28 protein-coding genes are annotated in these 25408 nt (G+C 63.7%); 14 read left to right on the forward strand and 14 right to left on the reverse strand.

The window, feature by feature from the left end:
* Positions 1-208: 208 nt before the first annotated feature.
* A complete protein-coding gene (locus NVU01S_RS04525; RefSeq protein ID WP_209444904.1) occupies positions 209-1102 on the reverse strand; it encodes an MBL fold metallo-hydrolase in 894 nt (297 codons plus the stop codon).
* Between the two features lie 131 nt (positions 1103-1233).
* On the opposite strand from NVU01S_RS04525, the gene NVU01S_RS04530 reads away from it, so the two are divergent.
* The 3 genes from NVU01S_RS04530 to NVU01S_RS04540 are packed head-to-tail and all read left to right on the forward strand — an operon-like array spanning position 1234 to position 3402.
* Positions 1234-1437 carry a hypothetical protein gene (locus tag NVU01S_RS04530; protein ID WP_014982803.1) on the forward strand — a complete coding sequence of 68 codons (204 nt, stop codon included), beginning with the start codon at positions 1234-1236 and terminating at the stop codon, positions 1435-1437.
* Positions 1424-2809 (forward strand): Asp-tRNA(Asn)/Glu-tRNA(Gln) amidotransferase GatCAB subunit A, encoded by a 1386-nt coding sequence (locus NVU01S_RS04535; RefSeq protein ID WP_043682121.1) that lies wholly within the window; start codon positions 1424-1426, stop codon positions 2807-2809. Before NVU01S_RS04530 ends, NVU01S_RS04535 begins: the two co-directional genes overlap by 14 nt.
* Positions 2810-2841: 32 nt before the next feature.
* Positions 2842-3402, forward strand: coding sequence for a TetR/AcrR family transcriptional regulator (locus tag NVU01S_RS04540; RefSeq protein ID WP_014982801.1), 561 nt, complete (start codon positions 2842-2844; stop codon positions 3400-3402).
* A gap of 10 nt (positions 3403-3412) precedes the next feature.
* Here the strand turns inward: NVU01S_RS04540 and NVU01S_RS04545 are convergent, their stop codons facing one another.
* From NVU01S_RS04545 to NVU01S_RS43130, 3 genes are all read right to left on the reverse strand, one after another.
* Positions 3413-4063 carry an HAD family hydrolase gene (locus NVU01S_RS04545; RefSeq protein WP_043682079.1) on the reverse strand — a complete coding sequence of 217 codons (651 nt, stop codon included), beginning with the start codon at positions 4061-4063 and terminating at the stop codon, positions 3413-3415.
* 59 nt (positions 4064-4122) lie between these two features.
* Positions 4123-5007 carry a Sco1979 family transcriptional regulator gene (locus NVU01S_RS04550; RefSeq protein WP_043682076.1) on the reverse strand — a complete coding sequence of 295 codons (885 nt, stop codon included), beginning with the start codon at positions 5005-5007 and terminating at the stop codon, positions 4123-4125.
* Positions 5008-5770: 763 nt separating this feature from the next.
* Positions 5771-6124, reverse strand: coding sequence for an STAS domain-containing protein (locus NVU01S_RS43130; RefSeq protein WP_507762147.1), 354 nt, complete (start codon positions 6122-6124; stop codon positions 5771-5773).
* A gap of 91 nt (positions 6125-6215) precedes the next feature.
* On the opposite strand from NVU01S_RS43130, the gene NVU01S_RS04555 reads away from it, so the two are divergent.
* Positions 6216-7103: an oxidoreductase gene (locus NVU01S_RS04555; protein ID WP_043682073.1), complete on the forward strand. Its 888-nt coding sequence runs from the start codon at positions 6216-6218 to the stop codon at positions 7101-7103.
* Between the two features lie 59 nt (positions 7104-7162).
* On the forward strand, positions 7163-7765 hold the full coding sequence (locus NVU01S_RS04560; protein ID WP_082032461.1) for a TetR/AcrR family transcriptional regulator: 603 nt from the start codon (positions 7163-7165) through the stop codon (positions 7763-7765).
* Between the two features lie 29 nt (positions 7766-7794).
* Here NVU01S_RS04560 and NVU01S_RS04565 read toward each other — a convergent pair whose 3' ends face one another.
* The 9 genes from NVU01S_RS04565 to NVU01S_RS04605 form a co-directional block, all read right to left on the reverse strand.
* On the reverse strand, positions 7795-9201 hold the full coding sequence (locus tag NVU01S_RS04565; RefSeq protein WP_244467551.1) for a lipase family protein: 1407 nt from the start codon (positions 9199-9201) through the stop codon (positions 7795-7797).
* A gap of 245 nt (positions 9202-9446) precedes the next feature.
* Complete coding sequence (locus NVU01S_RS04570) at positions 9447-9884, reverse strand: DUF6640 family protein (RefSeq protein WP_156161988.1); 438 nt, start codon at positions 9882-9884, stop codon at positions 9447-9449.
* A gap of 311 nt (positions 9885-10195) precedes the next feature.
* Positions 10196-10873: an alpha/beta fold hydrolase gene (locus NVU01S_RS04575; RefSeq protein WP_209444903.1), complete on the reverse strand. Its 678-nt coding sequence runs from the start codon at positions 10871-10873 to the stop codon at positions 10196-10198.
* A gap of 970 nt (positions 10874-11843) precedes the next feature.
* On the reverse strand, positions 11844-12269 hold the full coding sequence (locus tag NVU01S_RS04580; protein ID WP_063048058.1) for a YbaB/EbfC family nucleoid-associated protein: 426 nt from the start codon (positions 12267-12269) through the stop codon (positions 11844-11846).
* Complete coding sequence (locus tag NVU01S_RS04585; RefSeq protein WP_043678254.1) at positions 12266-12742, reverse strand: DUF7674 family protein; 477 nt, start codon at positions 12740-12742, stop codon at positions 12266-12268. Before NVU01S_RS04585 ends, NVU01S_RS04580 begins: the two co-directional genes overlap by 4 nt.
* Before the next feature lie 15 nt (positions 12743-12757).
* On the reverse strand, positions 12758-14182 hold the full coding sequence (locus NVU01S_RS04590; protein ID WP_167829435.1) for a WXG100-like domain-containing protein: 1425 nt from the start codon (positions 14180-14182) through the stop codon (positions 12758-12760).
* On the reverse strand, positions 14065-14361 hold the full coding sequence (locus NVU01S_RS04595) for a WXG100 family type VII secretion target (protein ID WP_042257901.1): 297 nt from the start codon (positions 14359-14361) through the stop codon (positions 14065-14067). Before NVU01S_RS04595 ends, NVU01S_RS04590 begins: the two co-directional genes overlap by 118 nt.
* 3 nt (positions 14362-14364) lie before the next feature.
* Positions 14365-14679: a WXG100 family type VII secretion target gene (locus NVU01S_RS04600; protein ID WP_043678256.1), complete on the reverse strand. Its 315-nt coding sequence runs from the start codon at positions 14677-14679 to the stop codon at positions 14365-14367.
* A gap of 250 nt (positions 14680-14929) precedes the next feature.
* A complete protein-coding gene (locus NVU01S_RS04605; protein WP_043678258.1) occupies positions 14930-15352 on the reverse strand; it encodes an NUDIX hydrolase in 423 nt (140 codons plus the stop codon).
* Between the two features lie 96 nt (positions 15353-15448).
* Between NVU01S_RS04605 and NVU01S_RS04610 the strand changes: the two genes are divergently transcribed.
* From NVU01S_RS04610 to NVU01S_RS43135, 9 genes are all read left to right on the forward strand, one after another.
* A complete protein-coding gene (locus NVU01S_RS04610) occupies positions 15449-16234 on the forward strand; it encodes a GntR family transcriptional regulator (RefSeq protein ID WP_043678261.1) in 786 nt (261 codons plus the stop codon).
* A 142-nt stretch (positions 16235-16376) separates the two neighbouring features.
* Positions 16377-17414, forward strand: a complete 1038-nt coding sequence (locus NVU01S_RS04615; RefSeq protein WP_167829436.1) for an NAD-dependent epimerase/dehydratase family protein — start codon at positions 16377-16379, stop codon at positions 17412-17414.
* Positions 17411-18421, forward strand: coding sequence for a hypothetical protein (locus NVU01S_RS44085; protein ID WP_043678263.1), 1011 nt, complete (start codon positions 17411-17413; stop codon positions 18419-18421). Before NVU01S_RS04615 ends, NVU01S_RS44085 begins: the two co-directional genes overlap by 4 nt.
* A 14-nt stretch (positions 18422-18435) precedes the next feature.
* On the forward strand, positions 18436-19353 hold the full coding sequence (locus tag NVU01S_RS04625; RefSeq protein ID WP_167829437.1) for a glycosyltransferase family 2 protein: 918 nt from the start codon (positions 18436-18438) through the stop codon (positions 19351-19353).
* Complete coding sequence (locus NVU01S_RS04630) at positions 19334-20191, forward strand: phosphotransferase (protein ID WP_063048060.1); 858 nt, start codon at positions 19334-19336, stop codon at positions 20189-20191. The genes NVU01S_RS04625 and NVU01S_RS04630 overlap by 20 nt, the downstream gene beginning before the upstream one ends.
* Before the next feature lie 22 nt (positions 20192-20213).
* Positions 20214-21326, forward strand: coding sequence for a glycosyltransferase family 4 protein (locus NVU01S_RS04635; protein WP_280140877.1), 1113 nt, complete (start codon positions 20214-20216; stop codon positions 21324-21326).
* A gap of 3 nt (positions 21327-21329) precedes the next feature.
* Entirely contained in the window at positions 21330-22466 is a 1137-nt protein-coding gene (locus tag NVU01S_RS04640; protein ID WP_043678266.1) for a glycosyltransferase family 4 protein, read from the forward strand.
* Positions 22463-23170: a histidine phosphatase family protein gene (locus NVU01S_RS04645; RefSeq protein ID WP_052281131.1), complete on the forward strand. Its 708-nt coding sequence runs from the start codon at positions 22463-22465 to the stop codon at positions 23168-23170. The genes NVU01S_RS04640 and NVU01S_RS04645 overlap by 4 nt, the downstream gene beginning before the upstream one ends.
* Positions 23171-23355: 185 nt before the next feature.
* Positions 23356-24258, forward strand: coding sequence for a hypothetical protein (locus NVU01S_RS43135; protein WP_156161839.1), 903 nt, complete (start codon positions 23356-23358; stop codon positions 24256-24258).
* On the opposite strand, the gene NVU01S_RS04650 is transcribed toward NVU01S_RS43135, so the two are convergent.
* On the reverse strand, positions 24255-25355 hold the full coding sequence (locus NVU01S_RS04650; protein ID WP_052281132.1) for an IS630 family transposase: 1101 nt from the start codon (positions 25353-25355) through the stop codon (positions 24255-24257). The genes NVU01S_RS43135 and NVU01S_RS04650 overlap by 4 nt on opposite strands.
* Between the last annotated feature and the right edge of the window lie 53 nt (positions 25356-25408).

Here is a 25408-nt window from a genome sequence, read left to right on the forward strand (position 1 = left end):
TGTCGCTGCCATGCTCGATACGGTTGCTTGGCTCTGCGTGTGGACATGCAAGTTGATCAGCGACTAACCTGCGCCAAGCTCGTACTGCTCGACTCTTACCTGGCGGCATAAAACGAGCGCCAAGGGCTTTGGACAGCCGCTGCGACATGCATCGTCACCTGAGCGAGCTACAACTCACTGATCACTTCGGTTTCAATGGGCCGGTCGCTCAGTACCGAATCGGTTGTGAGTCGCTGATCGGAGACAACCGGTATCCACCTTCGTGCGATCGCACATAGCCGGCTGTCGGGTCCGGGAAATGTGTTCCGAGGAGCAAGGTTTCGGTATCGGCCAGCTCGCTGAGCAGGGCGCGACGGGTGGCCTCGGCTTGGCCGGGATCGATGTCGACACAGCTGGAGATTTCGGGATGGGACAGCTGGACGGGATGGTGCATGCAATCGCCGGTGATGACGGCTTCAGCTGAGCCGCTCCGCAATTCGACCGCGAGGTGCCCCGGCGTGTGTCCGGGCGTCGGGATCAGCCGGAGCGACGGCGTAATCGCGGAACCACTCGCCGGGACGTCGATGAGGTCGAGCAGCCCGGCGTCCTCGATCGGATGGACCGAGTCACGGAACATCTGGCTGCGCGCTTCGTCCATGTCATAGCTCGCCCAGAACTCACGTTCGGCACGCGCCGTGACGTAGCGCGCATTGGGGAAGGTGGGCACCCAATTTCCTTGTTCCGCAACGGTGTTCCAGCCGACATGATCGGCATGCAGGTGGGTCAGCAGCACCAGATCCACCGCTTCCGGCGCGAACCCGATGTCGGCGAGGCGGGCCAGGTAATCGGTGTTCAGGTCGTGCCAGGCGGGATTCGCCCGGGTCTTTCCGTTGCCGATCCCGGTGTCGATCAGCACGCGCAGTCCGTCGACGAGCACCGCGAAACTGTGGCTGGCGAAACGCAGGATTCCTTGGTCGTCCGCGAAAGCCGGTTGCAGCCAGGGCTGCCCGGCGATCAGGTCCGGCGTGGCCGATGGCAGCAGCCACGCACCCGTTTCCGCCGCCAGGGCGAGTTCGTCCACCCGGTGGATCGTGAGGTCGCCCACCGGCCAAGCGGTCGACACGCCGGCTGTCCCTGTCGTCTGCATACCGTCCTCCACAAAAGCAAAGTGTTTGCTTTAACGAACCGTATGCCCTAACGTCCATTAACGCAAACCCTTAGCTTTTGTAGCTGTGACCCGCTGGAAGGTGATCGATGACCGCCGAGCTCAGCAGAGCCCCCGGAACCGCTGAATGGGCGGCGCGAGTGGACTTTTCGTTGCCGGTCGACCGCCGCGCGGAGGTATCCGCGACGCTCGACCACATCCTGTCCGTGGTCGGACTGTTGCGAGAACTGGATTTCACGGACACCGTCCCCGCGACCGTCTTCCACGCAGGTGGCCGCGATGCAACCGTATGAGCTGACGCTTGCCGACGCGTCCGCCGCGATGCAGGCCGGCCAACTTTCACCGGTCGAACTCGTGGATTCGATACTGGACCGCATCGAGCACGTCGAGCCCTTGCTCGGTGCGTATGTGACGGTGACAACCGACCGTGCGCGCACGGCGGCACGGCAGGCCGAGCGGGAAATTGCGCAACGACGGACGCGTGGGGCATTGCACGGCATCCCGGTCGCGCTGAAAGACCTGATCGACGTCGCCGGGCTACCGACCACGGCGAGTTCGCGCGTCCGGGCAGGCCACCGAGCCGAGACCGACAGTGCCGTCACGACCCGCTTGGCCGCAGCGGGCACCGCCTTGCTCGGCAAAACCCACACGCACGAGTTCGCGTACGGCCTGACCACACCCCAGACGCGCAACGCTTGGAACCTCGAGCGGGTTGCCGGCGGATCGAGCGGCGGTTCCGCGGTCGCGGTCGCGGCGAGCGCGGCGACCTTCGCCCTCGGCACCGATACCGGCGGCTCCATCCGGGTGCCCGCCGCCCTCAACGGCGTGGTCGGGTTGAAGCCGACCTACGGCCTGGTCTCCCGACACGGCGTCACCGCGCTGTCCTGGTCACTGGATCACGTCGGACCGATCACCCGCACCGTCGCCGACGCGACGCTGGCCCTCACCGCCCTAGCCGGCCCAGACCCCCGCGACCCGGCCAGTCTGTCCCACACCGCCGACTATCGACTCGACACCGATATCGACCTGCGCGGTCTGCGCATCGGCGTGCCCGTGAACTACTACTTCGACCGCGTCGAGCCCGGCATCGAGACCGCCGTGCGGGCCGCTATCGACCACCTGTCCGGACTGGGTGCCGAGCTCGTCGAGATCGAGATCCCGATGACCCGCTACATCAAAGCGATCCAATGGGGACTGATGGTGCCGGAAGCCAGTGCCGTGCACGAAAATTCGTTGCGCAGCACACCTGACCGCTATGGTCCGGACGTCCGGAACCTGTTGGAGGCAGGCACATTTCTCCCGGCAGCCGACTACCTGCGCGCTCAGCGCGCCCGAACCCTCTTGCGAGAAGCCGTCATCCGCCTCTTCGACGACGTCGACTTGATCGCCGCACCGACCGTCCCCGCAACTGCCGCCCGCGCCGGACAGGACGAATTCCATTGGCCCGACGGCACAGTCGAGACCGTCGCCGACGGCTACGTGCGGCTCTCGGCACCGGCGAACATCACCGGAATCCCCGCCATGACCATCCCAGTCGGACACGACCCGGCCGGTCTGCCGATCGGCATGCAGCTCATGACCCGGCCCCTCGGTGAGCCGTTGCTGCTGCGAGCCGGGCACGCCTACGAGCGCACCACCGTTCGTCAGCCGCTACCGGTGCTGTGAACGTCCCGCACGAGCCCATTTAAGGTGGAGCAGTGAGCCGCAGATCGATAGTTCGACCCGGCGGGCGCAGCGCCAGGGTCCAGCAGTCGGTCCACACCGCCGTCCGTGAACTCGAGGCCGAGGTGGGCCGGGCCGCCCTCACCGTGCCGCGGATCGCCGCCCGCGCCGGCGTCACCCCCTCCACCATCTACCGCCGCTGGGGCGACCTGCAGGAACTCCTCTCCGACGTCGCCGTCGAACGCCTCCGCCCCGACAGCCCACCCGAAGACCACGGCGACCTCCGAGCCGACCTGCGCGCCTGGACCGAACAATTCATCGAAGAAATGGACTCCCCACCCGGCCGCGCCTACCTCCGTGACGCCCTCCTCGCCGACCCCGAAGGCGCCAACGCCGGCCAATGCTCCCAGTTCGCCGCCGACCAAATCGCCACCATCCTCGACCGAGCCACCCGCCGCGGCGAATGCCCACCCGCCCTGGAACCCGTCCTCGACCAACTGGTCGCCCCCATCATGTACCGAATCCTTTTGCGCCCCAGCGCTATCGATGCGGAATACGCGCGGGGGCTAGTGAGCAGGGTTGTCGATCAGTGCTGAGCGGCCCGGTCTAAACGTTCTCGGCAGCAACGATTCCGGGTAGCTCGGTGAGGTCGCGGATCCGCCAATCCGACAACCGCGCAACCTCTGGCTTGTCTCGATGGATCCATCCCCACGGGCCACGCTGGATATAGGCGGTGCGCATGCCCGCCGCCTTCGCGGGAGCGACATCGTTGTCGATACGGTCTCCGACGTAAACGATCTCCTCGCCAGTACACGGCGCGGCCTCCACGACTTCGGCGAAGAACTCCGGCGCAGGCTTCGCCACACCCCAATCATCCGAAGTCGCAATGAAATCGGCCGGCAGGCCCAAGCTGCGCAGGATGCGGCCTGATCGAACAGTTTGATTCCCGACGACCCCAACCCACACACCCAATTCGCGTAACTTCGACAAGGCCGGTCGGACGTCTGGATACAGGTCCGCCTCGCCGTAGGTCTCCGGCTTGCCCGCCTGAGCACGCGCCTCGCGCTCGCGTGCAAGGTCGAACCCCGGCTGGAACACCTGGAACGTCTCACGGTAATCGCGGCCCAGAGCTATCGTCGCGCCCAACACCGCCACGAACGTATGTCGCGGCACGCCAAGCCAATCCGCCCAAGTCCCGTACTCACGTGTCTCGTCGACGAGAGTTTCACCGACATCGAACACCACCGCCCCGATCATGGGATCACGGTACCTGGGGCGATTCCGGGCATGAGGTCAACGGCCCGGCCAGCGCGGTCTCACAGCGCCGCAGCGGCGTCCATCATCAATTCGCGGGAACGGTCCGGAGTTTCCGCCTGAACCGAGAGGCGGTCCATGACCCCGCGGTAGAGCCGAACATCCTCCTTACGATCCAGGTACAGCGCGGTGGTCAGCTGTTCCAAGTAGATGATGTCGGGCAGATCCTGTTCGGCGAAGCGCAGCATGGTGAACGAACTGCCCGCGGCCGCGCTGCCACCGGAGCGGTAGGACAGCACCTGGATCGTCACGTTGGGCTTGGCCGACATAGTGACGAGATGCTCGATCTGTTCCCGCTGGACCGCCGCACCGCCGACCGGCCGGTGCAGCACCGCCTCGTCGAGCACCGCCCACAAGAGCGGACCGCCAGGGGCATCCAGGATCCGTTGCCGGTCACTGCGCAACGCCACGCGCCGCGCGGCCTCGTCGGTCTTCTCCCCCATCCCGACAACGGCGGCAGCATAGTTCTCGGTCTGCAACAGACCCGGAACCAGTTGGCCCTCATAGGTTCTGATCACCCGTGCCGCGCCCTCGAGACCGACGTAGGTCTCGAACCATTGCGGCAACAGGTCGTTGTACCGATGCCACCAACCCGGCTCGTTCGCCTTGCGCGCCAGATCGACGAACATCTCCCGCTGTTCGGAATCCGGCACTCCGTACAGGTCCAGCAGATCCACGATGTCACGTTCTTTGAACCCGGTGCGGCCGAGCTCGAGCCTGCTGATCTTGGCGTAGGAACCGCGAATGTGGTCACCCGCCTCTTGCGGTGTGATGCCACGGTATTCACGCAGTTTGCGGAGTTGACCACCGACCGCGATCCGCAGCGCCGTCGGGCCTCGCTCTGCGACGCCAGGATCGACAACGATCTGGGCAGGTTCTGCGGTCACGAGTTCTCCGATGTTGGAAGTCCACCAGCAGCAGCGCCGCCGCACCCGCACCCTCACACGAGTCACACTGCGCCAGCGCAAATGATATCGCTTGGGTAACGCAACATCCAACGACCCGGCGGAAACCGGCGGAAGTTGGCCTACCCACGGGGCGTTTCATCGGTCATACGCTCGTGTGCCGGGGCGGTGACGATGCGTGCGCCCTTCAACGTGACCACTACGCCGCAGAACAGATCTGCAACATGCCGGCGTTCGTGTCGTCGCCTACTCTGCCCGTCACAGCACACCACCACCCGTCCCGCACGGTCCGTTCAGAGTTCCGCTGAAGCGAGGGAGGCGCGAGGCAACCGTGTGAGCTGTCCCTCGCCGACCGGTCCGCCACGACGGCGGCGGCCCCACATCGAAGTCGACCTTCAGCGAATGGTTTCGCGTATCTCGACGTAGGCGGTGGCAAAGTACCGCAGAACATCGGCAGCAGTGACGTGCGGGCGCCAGGAGCTGGTACGCAGGTACCCCCTGGCGTATAGAGCGTGATCAAGCGAGGTGAGGGAAACGGGACTTCCGGGTGCCGTGCGTACCGAATCCGACCATCCGCGCACCGAGGGCTCTCCGAGACCGGTTGTGCAATAAAAGATCTCATCACTGAAGAGGTCGGCGACGGCACACTCCGGACCCAGACGAGCTATCACATGCAACTCGAGTGTCCTACGTATCGTCGTTGCCCGGGCTTCTGCAGGAATCCCGGACAGATGGAACGCGCCCGTCACGTCGCACGCGCAGAGGTGAGATCGGCGCAAAGTACAACAGCCCGGTCCAAACCACCCGCCCGAAGCGCACGCCGGATATAGGGGGAAGGCACGATGCGAACCGGCCGAGGCGCCGCATTCCGGGTGGTGAGCACCAGTGCTGCGAGGCCGACGGCACCGCAGTGGTCCACGCGCGAAAGATCGACAATGACCAGCGGCCTTGGCATTTCGACAGCCCGGCGCAGGGCGGTCATCAGGCTCAGTGCGGAAGTCAGTCCGACGTCGCCTCGTCCGGTCACCACTACTGCATCGGTGTAGCAGTCGAGACTGATTTCAAAAGGCATACCTTCAATGTAGACACTGCCCACCATTGTGGTCAACGCCCACATTGTCGCGACCCCTCCGCAGCACGTAGCCAATGTGGACATTGACCATTATGTGGTCGTTGACTACATTGGAGACATGGCTGACCACAAGTGGACATCAACTGATCTCCCCTCGTTCGCGGGCCGCCGTGTCGTCGTGACCGGCGCGAACAGTGGACTCGGGCTGATCGTGACCCGAGAACTCGCCAGAGTGGGCGCCCACGTGGTGCTCGCGGTCCGCGATGTCGCGCGCGGCAACGAGGCGGCACGACAGATCGCGGGGTCGACCGAAGTGCGTGCGCTCGACCTGGCCGACCTGGCCTCGGTCCGGCGCTTCGCCAAGGAATGGACCGGTGACCTCGACGTTCTGGTGAACAATGCCGGCATCATGCTCGTGCCGGAGGGTCGCACGCACGACGGCTTCGAAAACCAGATCGGCACCAATCATCTGGGGCACTTCGCCTTGACGAACCTGCTGCTACCGCACGTGACCGACCGCGTGATTACCGTGTCCTCGCAAGCACACCGCCGCGGCACGGTCGATCTGAAAGACCTCAACTGGGAGACCCGGAAATACAGCGCATCCGGCGCGTACGCCCAATCCAAACTCGCGAACCTGCTGTTCACCCTCGAACTGCAGCGCCGACTGACCGCAGCCGGCTCTCGCCGTGCGTACAGCGCGCACCCTGGCATTGCGGCGACAAATCTGCAGCGACATTCGGGCAGTCTGCTCACCGGCGCTCTGATGCATCTGGGCAACCGGCTCCTGGCCCAGCCCGCGCACACCGGAGCACTCCCCATCCTTTACGCCATCAGCCAAGACCTGGCGCCCGGCAGTTATGTCGGACGCGACGGGCTGTTCGAGTACCGCGGCTCCCCGACTCTCGTCGGGCGCTCGGCGGAGGCTCGGGATGCCGAGAAGGCGCTCGAACTATGGGAGCTGTCCGAGCAGCTGACTCACGTGACATGCCCTCTTCCGCACTGAAATTCCCATCGTCTCGCATACCGAGGGCAATGCCCACATTCTGTTAGGCTCTGAGCACTATGTGCGCCGACCGTCCCTACCACCACGGCGACCTGCGGAATCGGCTGCTCGAACGCGCCGAGCTGGCGTTGCGCGAGCACGGCGTCGAGCAGCTTTCGCTACGTCAACTCGCGCGTGACGCGGGTGTCACACACAACGCTCCCAGCCGCCATTTCGCGGACAAGCAAGCACTCCTCGACGCGCTGGCCGTCACCGGATTTCAGCGACTCGGCGCCGCATTGGATGCCGTCGCCGGCGAAGCCGAGCCGCTTCCGTTCGAAGGGCGCTTCCGCGTGCTGGCACGTGCCTACCTCGACTTCGCCGTGGCGAATCCGGCACTGCTCAGTCTGATGTTCGCGCGAAAACACAGCCCGACGGGTGGCACCGAAATGGGCGCGGCCGTGATGACGGCGTTCACGTTGCCGGTGACCCTCACCGCCGACGCACAGTCCCGCGGCGAGATCGTCGATGGCGATCCACTGCGCATAGGCTGGACCGTCGCGATCACCTTGCAGGGGTTGGCCAGTTTCGTCACGGCTGGGCTGGTCGGGGACGACGGCGTCGATGCCCTACTGAACGAAACCGTGACGAACCTGATCCACGGCCTGCATCCCCGCCCGTAGCAGGGCTCCGGAGTCCGTGGCTTCGCCCGTCAGACAGGCAGGCCGAGGGCGGCGGCCAGGGTCTGGCCGAGAGCATCGACCGCAGTGGTGATCGCTCCGGGGTCGGCGAGTTGAGTGGGAACGTCGCGGTTGTGACAGCCTTCCGAAGGCGCTACCCCGTTGAGACGGTCGTCGAGCCAGAGCAGGGCGGCGGGGGCGCCGGAGAGTGCCGCGACGGCGTGTTCGCTCAACACGTTTCGGGTGTAGGACACGCGGGCGCCGGTTGCACAGTATGCGTCGTAGAGCCGATTCACCGAGTTCACGGGAATGATTTGATCCAGCGGTGATTCATAGATGTAGACCGGAGCGGTGGGTGTGCGCTTACCGAGCGCGAGGTCCTTGAGCACGGGTTGCAACTCCGGTGCGTCCAGCGGATCGCCGGGATAGTCGAACAGTCCCTTTATATTCACCAAGGGAAATGCCGCGACCTGCACACCGAAGCATTGGTTTTCGTGCACCACCCGCAAGCCCTTCCCCAACGGATTCATATACCTATCGATGAATTGATCGAGCACGGGATACTCGCGAGCCACACCGAAAAGCCCACCCAGCACGGCGCCGCCGAGCACCGATGTGCCGTTGTTGTAGTCGATGCCATCGCGAATATCGGTCATCAGGCCACCTGTCGCGGAACCGACCAGGTGCAACTCCGGGGCATAGTCGGGTTGCAGTTCCGCGGCGTGCCCCGTGGGGATGGCACCACCGGAGTAACCCCATACCGCAACTCTCGTGTCGGCACCGGGTAACTGGGCGGGATCGAATTGCTCGGCCGCGCGTATTCCGTCGAGGGTTATGCGGCCGCCGAGCGGACCGGCAGCGTAAGCGCCTCCGACACCTTGATGATCGGGTATGACGACAGCGTGCCCGAGTTGCAGCATGGCCTGCACCTCGACGAACTCGATCTGATGAATGGCATTGAGCGGATTGGGGAGCGCTCCCATCTGCAAGGCATAAGACGGTGCGCAGTTTATCGACAGCGAATCTTCGGCGATCTGAAACGACAGCAAGCTCCGCTGTCCACTCCGAGGTAGTCGATGCGGAACGACCACGGTCGCGACAGCCGGAATCGCTTCCCCACGCGTGTTGGCGCTTCGAAAGGACAGTTGCCAGGCGTCCGCATTGAGCGGCAGCAGCCAGGCATTCGCCAAGTGGACTTGCCGCGCGGCCAGAATCTCGCCCGGCCGTGCGGCGACGACCTTCGCCGGATCTGGTTGGTAGAACGCAGAATCCAGGTAGGGCGGCATGGGTGGTACGGGAAACGGCAGCGGCGGAGCAACGGGAATGGGGCTCGCTTCCGCATCAGGTGCCACACCCGGGCACACGGCGACGACAAGAGCAGCGGCGAGTGCTGCGACGGTGCATGCAAAGTACGAATGGAAGCCGTTTACGGCAGCCATGGCAACTCCTTGACTGATCCAGGGCATAACCCATGGAAAACGGAGAGCTTTCGCCCTTAACTGAACCTGCTCCGAGCATCCGGAGCCATTGCGAGCACCGGAAATCACGCGAGGCGAGAGCGCCTACACGATATGTGGACACTGCCCACTTTAGTGGTCAATGCCCACATTGACAAGGGGTGCGCAGCACTCGGGGGTGTGACCGTTCGAGCGGGCGAGACTGCGGGTGCCGCTCACCGCCCCCGCTACACCTCGCGCGGTCGCACACTCGAGCGGCGGCGTTCGAGCCAATAGCCGGCGGCGACCAAGACGAGCGCCAAGGGAACAAGGACGCGCAGATCGACCGGCACACCGTAGAGGTGCGGTACATCATCGGCGAACTGGGCGTCGCGATGAGACGCACCCGGAAACAGGAAGGCAACACCCGCGCCAACCCACCACACACCAGCGAAAAGAGCGCCGGCCAGAAGTCGTTCACGGTTATACCCGGGCCACCACAGATAAATCAACGCCAGTACACCCAGCGCGGTGGCCAAGGTTATCGTGATACCGTCATGAAATTTTGCGTGCGCAGTGAAATCGGGATTGAAGATATGCGTGCTGTTGTAGTCGTCGATCCACTGCAATGCCGCATTACCGATGGCGACAAATGACAGAATCCATCGTCCGATACCAAGGCGCATAATGGTCCTCTTCGCATCCGGCACTTGTCCCGAAAGGCTTCGGCAAACAGCTGATCATGCCTCGCACCACCAATGGCCGGGGGGGCGATCACACCGCCATCACCATAGTGGTCAATGCCCACATAGGCAAGGACCTCCCCGCGCACGGATCCGGGAAACTCGGAGTGACCGGATCCCGGCCGATGGCAGTGCCGAGCCACCAGCGGTCGCGCCGGCCGTCCGAGAGAGCAGATAGCTGGCCGGTACCCGTCAGCTTTGCGGCGCGTCGCGCTCGATCACGCCGTAGCGCACGCCTCGCCGTCGCGAACCCTTCAGGCGTTGAGCGTCTTTCCGATTGCGGCGGCCACCTCTTCGGGGTGTGCGACCGGGGACAGATGACTGGAGCGCAATTCGGTGAGGGTGGCGTTCGCGCGTTCGGCGAACCATCGTTGCAAGCCGGGGTCGAGGATCTGATCGTCCAGCGACAGCACGTAGGTGCACGGCAGGTCGCGCCACGCGCCTGGTCCCGAGGGTTGGGCGAAGCACGCGCCGTGCGTCGGCTGCTGTGTTGCGATCAATACCCGCCCCTTCGCGGCCGAGACATCGGCGGCGAGCACCTCGATGAACATGCCGGAATCGATGGTGGACCACCCATCCTCGGCGAACCGGATCGCCTCCCCGCCAGGCATTTTCACACCACGATCACTGAGCGACGCGACCGTCTCGCCTTGCTCCGGAGCGTAAGCCGCGACGAACACCAGCGCATCGACCTGCTCGTTGCGCTCGGCGGCCCCCGATATCACCATGCCACCATAGGAATGCCCGACCAGGGTCACCGGCCCGTCGAACGTCGAGATCTCCCGCCGAGTCCAGGCGATGTCATCGGTGAGCGAGGTCAGCGGCAACTGGACGGCCCGCCCCCGATGCCCTTGGTCGTCCAACGCCGCAATCACCTCCTGCCAGAGCGACCCGTCACTCCACGCTCCGTGCACCAGCAATACATTCGCCACGACCACCTCCACTGTTCCACTCGACGAACCAAGTCGTCGTCCTGATTTTCCTTGCAGCACAAGGCAACCAGGCGATCAGGAAGGCGCCGAACCAGCCGAGTCGTCCCGCAGCTTTCCGCCACCACCCCCGAACGTAACGACCGGAACCAACACCGGAGCCCATAGAACGCCCCGATTCCGCCGGTACAGGTAGCGCGTCCGGAGTCGGGTCCACGAAGATGCCGAACCTGCGCCAGCCCCAATCAACTGGGTCACATCCAAGACGGGCGCGAGCGATCCGCCCCCTCACAACTCGGTCACTGTGAGGACGACCACGCCCCGGAGGGGCGGGTTCCAACGTTGAGCGACTTTCGGGGTCTGGAGACGAACTCGGCCCCTGACCAGGTATACTAAAACGCTGGTCAGGGGCCGGATTCCGGCTCCCCCATCTGGACTCGAACCAGAAACCTGCCGTTGTTGGTTCGGGTGTTCGGGGGCTTCACACTGAATCACCTGCGGTCATATTCGACTACCCCACATGCGATTATATTCTGACGCCCCGCATGTGTGCTCACTGGAAATCACGCGCAATCACCCCGAAAATTTGGGGTAGATTTGGGATGGGTTGAATCGACGCACCTTCAGTATCTGATGGACTCCCATAGACCTGGACGCAAGCAGAGCCTCGCTGTCCGTACGGCTCGCCGGAAACGTCGCCACTAGCACGTTAGAGTTGGGTTCACGGTACAAAGGTGGGAACTATCGGCTGACGCGTGGATCGGCCTTCGCGAGGGGTGTAGCGTCCTAAGCGTTGGTGTCGACTCACGCCTTGCGATGACATTCCATTTAGCACCGTAATAAGCCGAGCGTGCTCCATTGCATCGCGGCCGGGAGCGATCGACACCATGGGAATCAACCTACCACGCTCGTCGTGTCTACGTCAGGTACTCCTATCTGGCTCGACAAGCCCAGCAACAACCCGTTGATCGGGTTACGTCCAGCCTTGATTGATTCGTCCGAAATAGGCGTCGTCGGCGGCTTGGATTTCTTCCTCGGTCATCGACTGTTTTGGCTCGTCGGCCGGGGTCTCCGCCGTGCCCAGCAGTTCCTGAACTTGCGTACGGAGGCGAGTATCGGCTGAACGAGTGACCTTTTCGGTTGCAACCTTGACCTCAGCTCGCGCCCGCTGGTGGCAATCGAGAAGAGCAGCCGTTAGTTGAGTGTTAGTCCAGCGCATGGCTGCTGGCGCGATTTGCAGGTTCGTGATGTCGCCTTGGGCATTGACCTCGATGGCGACACCGCGGACCTCCCCCCGCCCGACGAGCCTTGCGGCGGACTTCGCGAGCTTGTCTGCGCTGCGGCGAATCTCGGCGAGTTCTTGCCGCAGTTGCTGTTCCCATTTCTGCAGATCCGTCATGACCAACCCAGCTTCTTGCGTATCTGGTGCACGATCTCAGGTACCGGTCGACGTTGGTCGTTGCGAGGCTTCTCCTGCCCTGTATACACCCGGTAATAGCGCGCCAGCTTGGGCCCCAAAAGCTTGACGACGTCGGGATTGTCGTAGATGTTTTCGACGAACGACACCGCGATCAGGTCGGCAACCGGGTTCTGTCCGTCGCCCCACGCCTCCTCAAGGCGTGCGATAAACGGCGCCAAGCGTGATCGGGGATCCTCGCTGTCTCGCACGATCTGCTCCACCCATCGAGATACGTCGCCCATCAGCACGGTTGGGAGCATCTCGTCGTAGTAGCGGACGTGCTCAGCAATGAGGGGGCGAATTTCGGGTTCCAGGTCGGCTAGGCCTTCGATGAACCGTGCGGACTCGGGCACCAAACTCTTGGTCCATGTGTAGAGCATGTCCAGTATCTCGTTGTCGGTTCGCTCATCCATGGTCTGTCCTTCTTTCTACCGTCCGGCCAAGGCGTCCATGAGATTCCATAACTCGCGTATCGCCACTGTTCGCTCGGCAGGATCGGTGTTCGATTTGTCCATCAGCCATTTCGCCAGCGCCCGTTGTGATTCCATCGCCTTGGTCAGATGCCAACGCTCTTCGGTCGGAATCAACGTGCGGTACTCGTTGCGAACCGCGTCAGCGGTGGTGCCATCGCCGACTCTGGTGGGATTGTTCACGCCTTTGTAGAGGTCGTTGAGGATATTTTGCAGCTTGGTGTCGTTGACGGTCGGTTTGACTGCAGCCGGTTTGGGCGGCAGTTCGGGCAGCCCTCCACCGGAATCGGACCTCCACCACTTGGTTTTGGCCTTCTCCAGCCATTCCCCCAGCTTGGTCAATATCGGTTTCAGCTTGCCGGTGACCGCCGATCCGATACGGCTGGCGATGGCGGCGACCTTGGTCACGAGGCGATCGATGATCCGGCCGATACGGGCGGCATAGACGCCGATGCGAGCGATGACCGCGCCGTTGCCGAGTTCGGACAGTCCGCCGGTGAACGGAACCAGAACGGCCATGCCCGCTTCCACCGCAGCGGTCTCGATGAGCATCTTCTTCAGCTCATCGAGGATCTCGCTGTGCGCGTCATCGAGGTGCTGGGCATAGTCCGCGCACGAATCACCGATCTCGCGGTACGCCGCCTGCAGCTCCATGAAGTTGTAGGAAGTTTCGCTGCAGGCGGCGACCGCGGCGGGGATCTCGGCCGACTGCTGGTTCTCCAGCAAGCCGACCGTATTGGGGAACCGGCCGGTGGCGGTGTCCAAAGCCTCCGCCGCGGCGCACCAGACATCTTTGGCCGCGCGCAGTTGGTCTTGGCGGCCGTTCGGCCACACCAGACCCGAAACCGATTTGATCAATGACCAGCCGAACGGCTCCGGCCCGCCACCGCCACCCGCCGAAGGGACCCGGATCGCCAGGCATGGATCGAACCCGACAGCGGGTGTCGGGGGCGACTCGACACCGTTGGCCACCGCTTCGGCCACAGCGTGGTTGTGAGCACCGGCCGCGATCAGATCGCTGGTGCGGGCACAGGTCGACACCAGCTTCGACGAGGTCTGCAACGCGGCATCGACAGCCTCGTCATAAGACTTGGCCCACTGCTCGCCGGCAGTATCGCTGCCACCCATGCCGCCGTACCCGGCCAACGTGGTCAGCAGCGCACTGTGTACTTCGCTGGCGTCGTCGCGAATGAATCCCATGCCTTCGCTGGCCGAGCGGTAGTCCTCGCCGCGACAGACGATGATCGGAAAACTTGCCGGAGGGCTCATGGCCACATCTCGGCATTGGTTTGCACAGCGCCGGTGTAGTTGGTGTGCGCTTTGCGTGCGACGTCGCGCAGTTCGTCGAGGTTTTCTCGCATCTCCGCCGCACCCGCCAGCCACCGGTCGTGGGCAACGCGCTGCGCCTGAGCCGCCTGACTCGACCAGGACAGATGCAGTTCAGCGACGAGTTGATCGACTTCCCGCAGCCATCCTTCGACATCGGCACCGAATTTCGCCATTGCCGTGACCGCTTCGTCGAGCTGCGCCAGATTCACCCGGTAGCTGTAGTCGTCCACCATCGGCTACACCTGCTCGCCTGCACGAGTGATCGCATCACGGTTGTCCCGGTCACGCATTTCGTATCGGTGCGCGGCATCGACCAGATTCGCCGCCGCGTCTTCGAGAGCCGAGACGATGTCGTCGGCGCCTTGCTTCCACTCCACCCACGACTCGTCGTAAGCCGACGCAGCCCTGCCCTGCCAACCATCGGCCAGCAGTTCCTTACCGACCGTCGTGTCGAGCCCGACCACCCCGTCTCGGATCGTTTGCGCTTTCTCAGCGATGACCCGCGCAACATCGCGGAGCCGATCCGGTTCTACCTGAAGCTCGTCCGACATGCAGTCTCCCCTCACCGCCCAGTAAACCGGTGCATATTGCGTAACTATATGACGCCGTGAAGACCAGCACGGCTTCGCTAACCATCTCACTTCGCTGGCCTACCGCCCGTCCTACCAGACGAAGGCGATGGTCTCCGCCAGTATCGGCCTGGCCGTCCACTCGTCTGTGATGCAATCGCGCATTCATCCACTTGGGCGCGGGTCATCGCTCGGATTCCACCTGGCAAGAGGTACTGGAAAGCACGGTCCGCTACTTCAGGTTCACTCCGTCGTGGGCTCTCACCCGAGCCCCCTGCTCGTCGAGCGCATCGAGCACCCGGACGGCAAACGCTGGCACCATGGCGTCTTGCACTTCGCGGGCGGTCATCCATTTGACCTCGACCGCTTCCGCGGTGGGATGCGGGCTACCACCTTCCGGAGCGCAACGGAACACGAGGGCCACGATGCCGCCTTGTAAGTTCTTGTAGACACCGGTTAGACGTTCGACGTGGACGTTCAGTCCGGTTTCTTCAGCGACTTCTCGGCGTACGCCGTCTTCGAAGGATTCGTCGAGTTCGAGTACACCGCCCGGAGCTTCCCAGTGGCCGTTGTCGGCTCGGCGAATGACCAGGACGCGGTCGTCGGTGTCGACGACGATGCCTGAGACACTCACCGAATGCTTCGGCAGGTCCATCGGTCCTCCAGTGAATATCGCGGTTCTGACAGGCGTCTGCGGGCTAAGACTAAGCTAGTTGTCTAGGTATGTCGGTGCGGCCGAGAGGAGTGACTGGTGCTGCGACTTGGCACGGTGGATCGCTCCGATGGTCGTGCACCGTATCGCCAGATCGCTGACATGCTTCGGAAGGCGATTTCGGCCGGCGAGATCGCTCCTGGCGATTCGTTGCCGTCCGAGGCCGAGTTGACTGCACATTTCGGTGTTGCCCGCATGACCGCTCGCCAAGCGGTGCAGGAGCTTCGAAATGAGGGCTTGGTCTTCGCCGAGCAGGGCCGTGGCGTCTTCGTTCGCCGCGAGCCGCCTATCCGCCGCCTTGCCTCGGATCGATTCGCCCGCAAACACCGCGCGGGCGCCGACGGTAAAGCCGCCTTCTCGGTGGAGGCCGAGAAGGCCGGGTTCGCACCCGGCGTCGATCGCATCCAGATATCTCGTTGCCCCGCTGAACTTTCCATCGCTGAGCGTCTACGCGTGAAGCCGGGCATCGAGCTTGTCGTACGGGCGCGCCGATATCTGGCCAACGGACGTCCAGTCGAGACGGCAACGTCCTACATTCCAGCCGAGTTCGCTGCGGGGACCCTAATCGAGGAGCCCGATACCGGCCCGGGTGGGATCTACGCACGTCTTGAGGAGTCCGGCCATATCCTGGCTCGGTTCGTCGAGGAGGTGGGTGCGCGGATGCCGACGCCCGAGGAGCGCCGCGAGCTGGAGCTCGCCGACAGCGCGCCAGTGATCACCGTCGTCCGGACCGCCTACGACACCAACGATGTCGCGGTCGAAGTGTGCGACACCGTCAAGGTCGCCAGCGCCTACCTGCTCGAGTACGACTTCCCCGCCCACTGAATCCGGTCGCGCCCACTCAAATTTCTCCAATCCCCTGTACTTGTCTAGACAAGCTCGATACCATCGAGACCTACTTGTCTAGAGGAGTTCGGCACACGGCCGGACCAACCCCATGACCTCGAATGAAGAGGAGGGGACGGGGATGACGAACGAACAAGATCAGCCACAACAGCGGACTTGTGGTGATGATTCGGCGAGCCACCCGCGTCTGCTATCGAGCGGCACTAAAGTTCTTGTCACCGGCGGTGCGGGGTTCATCGGCAGCCAGGTGGTGGCGCGGCTGATGCGTATGGGAAGCCGAGTCCGGGTGATCGACGACTTGTCGACGGGTAAGGTCGGCCAGCTACGCGAGGCGCTGGCTCTCGGGTTGTCCGACAACGATATTCGCGTCGTCGATGTGCGGAGCCGGGAGTGCGCGGCGGTGATTGCGGAGTGGCGTCCGGATGTGGTGGTGCACCTGGCCGCGCAAGCGAGCTTGCCCGCTGCGTTGCGGTCACCGCTGGTGGATGCCGATATCAACATCAGGGGCAGCGTCAATGTGCTGGAGGCATGTAGTTGCACCGGGGTCGGACTTGTCGTATTCGCCGCCAGCGCAGCCATTTACGGCCAAGTCCCGCCCGATCGCCTGCCGGTCACAGAACAGACCCCGATCGCGCCTTGTTCCCCATACGGGCTGAGCAAAGCCACCGCGCTGCGCTATTTGGACCTGTTCGAGCGCCATCGCAAGCTTCCCTATGTCGCATTGGCAATCGGAAATGTGTACGGGCCCAGGCAGTTCGGTGTCAGTAGCGGCGTGATCCCTCGCATCGCAGCCGAGGTCGTCCGGGGCGTAGCGCCACAGATTTCGGGAGACGGTCGGCAAACTCGCGATTTCGTCTTTGTGACCGATGTCGCCGAGGCGGTGGTGGCAGCGTCTTCTGGCCGTGGCCGGGGACTAGTCAATATCAGCTCGGGCCAAGAGGCCAGTGTCACTGAGGTTTTCGACATGGTGTGCTCGCTGGCGGGTACGCAAGTGATGCCGAGATTTGTCCCAGTTGTACCGGGCGATGCTAGGCGGATGGTCATGGACATCAGCCGTGCGCGTGCTGTGCTCGGCTGGCAGCCGCGAGTCTCGCTGCTGGACGGAATCGCCGAGGTCGTGCGGGGCGCACAGACCCCGCACGCGGAGGTCGCGGTATGAGCCTGAAGGTCCGCACCTGTCATCTCGGACCAGTTTCGGTCGGCCTGATCACCAACAGCGACGCCGTACTCGATGTTATGGCTGAGTTCTATCAGATCAGCGAAGCTGATCCTGCTGCGTCGGAGTGGACAGTCGAGGCGACGGTCGGCCCGCTTAGTTCGGATCTGGCCATCAACTCCTGGGGTGTCGGACATGCCGTACTTCCTCGAGAGCGGCGAATTCGGTTGCACGCCAATGATCCTCGCCATCTGGCGATTACCGCGCGTAAAACCGTCCGAGAGACGCTCATTGACTACTGCGAACAGCGACGCTACATCATGCTGCACGCCTCGGTGGTGGTCGATGGCCACAGGGTGATCGTCATCGTGGGAGACAAGGGCAGTGGAAAGACCACGCTTGGCGTGAAATCGGTTCTTTCCCATGGCATGCGCTATCTGTCCAATGATCACTTGATCGTCTACTCCGACCTGAGCTCTCCACGGGAGAGGCTGACGTTGACGTCGCTGCCGACGCCGATTCCGCTGAAGATCGGCACGTACCTCGATCTGGAACAGAGTCTTCCGCGGCCGTGGGACGACGAGAGCTTGGACATCGACGCCTACCGCAGCGTGGATCGGGAGGAGCTCTACGGGATCGACCGGCGTGTGCTGTACACGTTCGCCGGTCTCGGGCAGCAGAACCCGATCGAAGTCGACCTCGGCGACAGCGGCTCTGGTCCGAGTGTCCTGGTTGTCTTGGCCAGCTATACGAACGGCAGCACCAGATGGGCGCTGGTCGACGATCCCGTGAGTGCGCTGATGCCGCACGTACGCACGGATTGGATGTTCGATCCGAATCTCAACCAGCGCTACCTGCCTCGTCATCAACGCGACGTGCACGAGTACGAGGCAGACGCGCACAGGCTCGTCCGCGGGCTTGCGGAGCGAGCGAGGGTCGTCGAGTGGCGTCACCGAGGCGACCCCTCCGAAATGTTGGAAGCTGCCGGGCTGGAGGTGAGTCGGTCGTGACACCGCTGGTCAGTGTGGTGATCCCGACCTACAACCGCCCGGAAATGCTGCGGTCAGCGCTGTCGAGCGTGGCCAATCAACGTGGGCTCGCCGGCGAGGTCGAGGTGATCGTCGTCAATGACGCAGGCACCGAGGTCAGCAGCACGGTCGAGGCGGTCCGCGACCGTGGCGTGCGTGCTCGACTGATCGACCTCCCGTCCAACCGGGGCCTGCCTATGGCCCGCAATATCGGAATCGACTCGGCCCGAGGACAATTCCTCGCACTCCTCGATGACGACGATGTCTTCCTGCCCGACCATCTGGCCACCATGATCGCCGCGATCGAGCGCGAGAACGTCGATGCCGCCTACGGAATCTGCCCCGTGAGTACAACGCGGGTCGACCCGGCGCTGCCGCAGCGGCTCGAGGGTTGGTCTCACCCGTTCGACGGCGAGCTACTGTCGGTGGCCAATTTCATCTCGGTCCATGCCGCCGTCATACGGATGCCACCGGCCGCTGCTCGCTATGACCCCGGATTGTCCGCGCTCGAGGACTGGGACATGTGGCTGCGACTGATCCGCGAGCAGGGCTACCGATTCCACCACGTACCTGAGCCGACGGTGATCTATCACCGGCTCCCCGAGCAGCACAGCATGTGCGGAGCGACTATGTCCGATGCTGCGGCGCTGTCGGTTTTCGGTCGACTCGCCCAGCGGATCTGGGCACGCTGGCCAGCGAGCACAGCGCGTTCACAACGGTTCCGTCTCTACATTGCGGTCGTGTACTGGGAGGCACTGACCGTGGTCGCCGAAGGCGGCACACTGGCCGGGGACTTCTTCCAGCGCTGTATGGGTGAGATCGCGGCCACCTGGCATGGCGATCAATCCGAATCCGACCTGCCCGACCGCATCATCGCCTCGATCCAGGAGCGCCGTGTCGACCTTGCCCGATGACCTCGCTGCCGCTACTCGCGCGGCCGAGATCCAGATCACCACGGTCTTGCAGCAGACCGATAAGACGGTACTGGCCAAAGGCACACGCCGCGGTCGACCGGTCGCCGTCAAGTTCCTCCGCAGCGCCGACCCCTTCTGGGCAGGAAAATGGCGTCACGAATTGTCGGTCTACCAACTCTTCGATCGAATGCCCGCCCCGGTGCGTGTTCCGCGGCTCGTCGACACCGACAACGCCCAGATCATGGTGTTGGAATGGATCGAGGGCACACCCGTTGCCACCGATCGTTACCCTGCACAACCGATCACCGACCACCGCACCGAGGTGATTCTGTCTTGTGTGACGGCCTTGAATCGCTGGCGGCCACCCTCTGGCGCGTTCGAGGTCATCTTCGACTACCCCGACCGATTCCGCCGTTATCACGCACTGAGCTATCTCACCGACGCCGATCACGTTGTCCTGCAACGGCTTCTCGCGAGGACCGGCCAGCCCGATCAGCCCAACCATGGTGACCCCCTGGCCAGCAACATTCTGCTAGACGATCGAGACCAGGCCATCCTGCTCGACTGGGAGTTCACCGGACTGTTCCTGCCCGGCTTCGATCTGGCGATGCTGCACACCCACCTCGGCGCGAACACACCACAGCTCAAAACCCGCATCGACGCCGCGGTCGCCGAGGCCGGCATCGAAACACCTTTCGTGCTCAACCTGGCGGCAGTGCTCACCCGCGAGCTCCGCATCCACCGCGAGTTGCCCGACGGTCCGCTCCGCCAGACCACGCTGCCTGTCATCGAAACCGCCTGGGAGCACGCCCGGCAACGGATTCACCGGCTCGGATAGGAAGTTCGAGATGCATATCGCGATGGTCCACCGAGATCTCCACCAACGAACTCGCGGAGGCATCTGCACGCTGTATCGCGCCCTCGCCTCCTCCATGGCGACCCGAGGACATCGGATCACCCTGATCACTCAAGAAGCCCCAGACCCCGTAGTCGTGGAGGGTGTGCGTGTCGTGACAATGCCTCGTACCGAAGACCTTGTGGCGCATCGCGCAGGAGTGGCGAAGCTGCTGTGGCAGATCGAACCGGATGTGATCGACTGCTCGACTTGGGAAGCCGAAACGCTGACCTACCTCACCGACTTGCGCCCCGGCCGTGCGCCGGTGCTGGTGCGGGGCGAGTTCAGCGCCCGCACGATCGGTGCGCCGCAACTGGCGCACGACGAGCGACAGCTTGTCCGACGTGCAGACCGAGTGATCGCCGTCAGCCACTACGCCGCCCGCGACCTGGCTGACGCCTACGACATCGCTGCTCCAGCGGTGATCTATAACGGCATCGACCGCAGACGTTTCTGCCCCGGCCCACACCGAGCGCCCACCAGTGGCTTGTGGGTGTCGCTCAACGACGAGGGCGAATTGATCGACCCGACGCCGATTAGGACGCTGCTCGAATCGGGTCGACCGGTGCCACCGTTCACACCTGATCCGCGCGGGCGAATCCGGTTGGTGTGGGTAGGAAAGATCACGCCGATGAAGGGCTGGGACCTCCTCGAACAGATCGCCACCCAACTACGCGACACCGCCGTCATCACCGCCGTGCTGGGGCACTCCGCCCGATACTGCCCAGTGACGCCCAAATCCGCTCCTATCACGGTGCTCCATGACCTCGACGACACCGACATGCCCACTGTCTATCGCAGCGCTGACTGGCTCCTGTCGACCAGCCGCTGGGAGGGATTCGGGCTGGCCATCGCCGAAGCAATCGCCTGCGGCACACCAGTACTCCTGCCCGAGCACCTCGGCGTCGCACCTGAACTACTGGCCTCCGGCGGCGGCTACACCTACCGCGACGTCGACGACCTCGCCCGTCTCCTCACCACCCGCACACCAAGGTCCGGAACACTGCCAAGTCATTTCGACTGGGGCCTCAACGCTGCCACCACCCTCGATCACTACCGGCAACTCGTCCACGGATAGCCCATGCAGATTCTGCTGATCGGCCCCACCGGCGGCGAAGGCAGCCTCCCGCCGTACCTGAACGTCCTCGCGACCGGCCTCCGTGAACACGGCGCCCAGGTCGACCGGCTGGGCTTCCCCGAAGTCCCCTACGAGCCTTCGCAATCAGCGTTCTGGCCAGCGGAGCGCATCATCGAAGCCGCGGAAAAGCTGCTCGCCGCCGTCGACCTCAACGCCTATGACGTGCTCAGCGTCCACTACGGAAACCTAGAAATCGAGCAACTCCTACCCAGCCTCTGGGCTCGCCAGACGTATCGACCGCCCGCGATCTATCACGTTCACAGCCTCGACTGGACGCTGTTCACCACTCACGTCCCGGACCCGCAGCTACGAGTGCTCGTGGACTGCGCCATCGATGCCATGGACGGCTTTGTCTTCTTCGGCGAGTACGCCCGGACACAACTCACGCGACAACATCGCATCCGGGTTCCCTCGGTCGTCAGCTGGCTGCCCACCACGATCCCACCCCACCCCGGAACCGACGCAACGGCAGCGTTGCGGTCGGCACTCGCTCGCGGCGACCATCGCCCTGTAGCCACTCTCTACGGGTACGCCGCCCCGTGGAAGGACCTCGCAGCGTTACTTCGCGCCTGCACTCTCACTCGCTGTCCCAGCATGATGGTGGTCGCTGGACCTTTCTGGGAGGACCCCGAGCAAGCAGGAACCGATCTGAGCCGAGAAGTCCAGACTGGGCGGAAGTACGGCGCTACCGAGGTCCTCGTCGTGCCGGCCTACCTCGGCCCCGGAGACCGCGAAGCTCTCCTCCAACGATCGAGCTTCGGAGTCTTTCCCTACCGCGCCCACCCCACCTTTCAAGGCAGCGGCGCCATCGCCGACTACCTCTCCCACGGAATCCCCGTTCTAGCAACAGATATCGCCAATATGACCGAACTCATCGGCGACGCCGGATACATCATCCGCCCCGGCGACGACATCGCCTTCGCCCGCGCGCTCGACCGGCTCACTTCCGACACCGAACACCGAAGCGAACTCGCGCGCAACGCCCGACGACGCTCGCACCTGTTCAGCGCATCCCACCACGCAGCGCAATGCCTACAGCTCTACAACAGGGTCATCGGCACCCGGACACGATCCTCATGAACCACACACCCGGCGAACTGCTGATCGCACGCCACGGCGAAGCGCACTGTAACCGCGACGGAACGATCGGCGGCCCCGCTGGCTGCCGCGGCCTCACCGACCACGGCCGACAACAAATCGAACTGCTCGCACAGAAACTCGGACGCCGCCAGTTCACGCAACCCGTCTGCGCCATCTATGCCTCTCCACTACGGCGCACGCAAGAAAGCGCAGCCCTCATCGGCATGCACCTGGGCATCACGCCCGAAACGGTCGCGGACCTGGCTGAGCAAGACCACGGCAGTGCGGACGGGCGGCCGTGGCACGACGTGGTCACCGAGTACGGCGGCATTCCCGCCCTCGACCCTGACCGACCACTGACGCCCGGCGGCGAAACCTGGCGCGACTACATTCATCGATCGAGCGACGCCATCGACCGAATCCTCGCCCAGCACAACGATGATCGTGTCCTGATCGTCGGGCACGGCGAAACCGTCGACGCGGCTTTCCACTACTTCCTCGACATGCCAGTCAGCATCCGGTCCACAGCGGCCGTAGCCACCTTCCACGCAAGCCTCACCACCTGGCAACAGCAACCCCTCGCCTGGACCAAGCCGACCATAGGACTCCGATGGACCCTCACCTCGCAGAACGACATCCACCATCTCGAATCCGCTGAGTGCCGATCCGCCCGCAGCGTCGACGGTGGCCCTGGTGAACGGTAAGAGTCTTGTCAGGTGGAGTGGAAGGAAGCCGCGAAACCGATACGCTTCGCCGGGCTTCCAAGCAATTGCACCGGTATCGGAACCTGCCCTTGTGACTTTCGGCGACCATGGCATGGACGACCTCGAAAGCCAGCGTCGGAGACGAGGAGCGCACGAGCGAGGCGACAGCCTCATAAGGAGCAGCAATGTTTGATCGCGACACCCTCGATGTGATCGTAACGAACACCTGCGCCGACACCTGCGCTCAGACCTTCGGGTTGAACGGACGCGACGAAGCACGGGCCTGGCTGGTCCAGTTGATCGTTGAACGGGGGTTCATCGCCGACCACTTGCCCGCACCAATGTCACGGCGGCGCAGCCCCTCCGGTTACTTCCTTCTCATCGACGGGCTCCTCGCCCTTCCGCTCGCTGAAGGCCACGACCGCGACGGCCGCTCACAGTGGATAGCGACCAATTGCGTTGGCTTCCCCGTGGATCGGTCGATCGATCCGCTCTCACTACACGGGCACGAACTACTCGCCCACGTGAACTTCACCGTGCACGCGATCCAACGATTTCAGCAGCGTGGCGGCGGAGACCTTGACCAGCAGCACGCCAGATTCCAGCTCACCGATCGACTTGCCCCAACAGCGCGCGCCAGCTCCGGCCCACCAGACTGGTGGCGATCAGCTCAACCCGCGTTGTTCTACCTGATCGCTGGCACCGCCGACGAGTACTGCCTACCCTGCCGCGCAGGTGATGCACGTCACGCCTTCGAAGCCACCACCTTCATGCACCGAGCCGCGCATCTATTCGAATGCGACTCCACCGACCTCACCGGCCACTGCCGGCTGGACCCACACCGCCTCCCGCCCGGAAGCCGAACCGAACGACACGCTCGACAACTGCTCCACCGCGGCGGCAAACTGTCATGGCATCGGCCATCATTCGTCGACCATCCCGACCCACGGACAAAATGGTGGCTTCACTTCAGCGACAAGATCGCTGCGCCGATCGCTTGGGCACCTAACGACGAACAACACCCCCTGATCATCCTCGACGTGTCAGACGGCAGGCACTGGTGGAGGCGAATTATCGACCGACACTAGTGTTCTGCGCCTGAAATGCGTTGGAGATATCGGCCAAGGGAGTTGAGGATTTCCTCGGCTGTCTTGCGCCAGACGAACGGGCGGGGGTTCTGGTTCCAGTGCTCGATCCAGCTTGTGACGTCTTTCTCCAGTGCCGCAACGCTTTTGTGGACACCGCGGCGGGTGAGTTGATCGGTGAGGTAGCCGAACCAGCGTTCGACTTGATTGAGCCAGGATGAGCCTGTCGGTGTGAAGTGCACGTGGAAACGGTGGTGGCGGGCGAGCCATTGGTTGACGATCGGGGTCTTGTGGGTCGCCAGGTTGTCGCAGATCAGGTGGACATCGAGCTCGGCGGGCACCGCTTTGTCGATCGAGACCAGGAACTTCTTGAACTCGGTGGCCCGATGGCGGCGGTGCAGTTCGCCGATCACGGTGCCGTCGGCGATGTTGAACGCGGCGAACAGGCTGGTGGTGCCGTGGCGGGCGTAGTCGTGGGTGCGGCGCTCAGGCATGCCCGGCATCATCGGCAGCACCGGCTGGGATCTGTCGAGAGCTTGCATCTGCGATTTCTCGTCCACACACAACACCACGGCTCGCTCGGGCGGATTGTGATACAGGCCAACAACATCGACCACTTTCTCCACGAACAGCGGATCAGTCGACATCTTGAACCCGTCGACCAGATGCGGCTTCAACTCGAACCGTCGCCAGATCCGCCCGATCGTCGATTTCGACAGCCCGGTCCGCTCGGCCATCGATGACCGCGACCAATGCGTGGCATTGCGCGGAGTCTGCTCCAACGTCAACGCCACCACCTGTTCCACCCGATCCAGCAGCACAGACGGCGGCCGGCCCGGCCGCGGCTCATCAGCCAGCCCGGGCAGACCATGCTCGATGAACCGCTTACGCCATTTCGCCACGGGCATCGCCGTCACACCCACCACCGCGGCAACATGCGCGTTCGCCGCCCCCGGCTCCGCACACGCCAGCACGATCCGGCACCGCAACGCATACGCCTGCGTCGAGGTCGCCGCCCGCGCACCCCGCACCAACTCCCGCCGCTGCTCCTCCGTCACGGTCAACACCGGACCCGACCTCGGCCTCCCAGTCCTCACCACCACCGAATCCTACAATTCACCAACGCATTTCAGGCGCAGAACACTAGGTTCCG

Source organism: Nocardia vulneris (genome assembly GCF_001613425.1).
Lineage (GTDB): Bacteria > Actinomycetota > Actinomycetes > Mycobacteriales > Mycobacteriaceae > Nocardia > Nocardia vulneris.